Below are 1,054 nucleotides of genomic sequence, written 5' to 3' on the forward strand. Positions count from 1 at the left end.
CCCACTCTTTCAAGACCCCAGAATTTCCTGAAACACGATCAGAAACTTCAAGGCGCCAAGTTCCCCAGCTCGGTTCACCAACAAGTTCTTTTAACTCGTCGTCATACTGAGCTGTGAAATAACCTTTAAAACCATTACTGCTGCTTGATTGGTGGTTAAGTAGCACCACCGACTTGCCTTGAGGAGAAACCAATTTGACATGCAGATCTTCAAGCGAGGCATGCTCGATATTCAAATAGACTGCAAAGGTGTCATCAATCGTTAATTCTTTGTCAGACAAGTTTTGAATGAAGATTTTGTCGCCATAAGTTGTACGTCCGAGATCATCAATCACGGTATCGGGAAGTGTCGAGTTTGTAGTGGTTGGCAAGGTGCCTAACTTAGGTAGGCCATTTACCAGTTTCGAACTATTTAGCCATTGGTGTGTTTGGAGATCTTGACCAAATTGATAGTCTAGTGAGAGTTCAGAATCGAATTGCACACCACAAGCCAAGTTAGAAGGCAATGAAACGCTCATACTTGATGAATCAGACAACGTTTGATCAATGTCGAAAACCGACTCACTATTCAGTCGCCATTGACCTTTCACTGTCGCTTGGCGACCATTTTGTGCCAAATGAACAGTTACATCATCGCCTTCACCGATATAGCGATTATCGTGGCGAACCACAAAAGGAGGCTTCAATAAGTTATGTTGATTGAAGCTATCAGTAAGAAATTGAGCATACTCTTTGTCTGGAAACAGTGCGTTAGCAGCAAATACCGTCGACTCAGCGAGATCGTGCATTTTTACGCCACGACCGACACCATAAAGCCCTTCAACAACAATGGCGTCGAACTCACGAAAAACGCTATCTGTGCCATCACCATAACGCTCTATAGCAGCTTTTAAAGCTTGGAAAAGCGGAGTTGACCAAAGTTCGTCACCTAGCTCTCCTCCTACACTCACGTGGGCAGGGTATTCTGCTCGTTCAAAGTAGCGCGCGCGCTGATTCCACAAACTACGAGTATTGAGACCCGCAGACATTGCATCTTGTTTCTCGCTCACACCTTT

At 44.7% G+C, this 1,054-nt stretch carries 1 protein-coding gene; it reads right to left on the bottom strand.

What is annotated here, in order from left to right; translation table 11 throughout:
* Window positions 1–1,054 (bottom strand): proprotein convertase P-domain-containing protein (locus tag KIV40_RS34155; RefSeq protein WP_285353879.1); only part of this gene is annotated, 1,054 nt, incomplete at both ends.

This window comes from Vibrio sp. D173a (assembly GCF_030248475.1).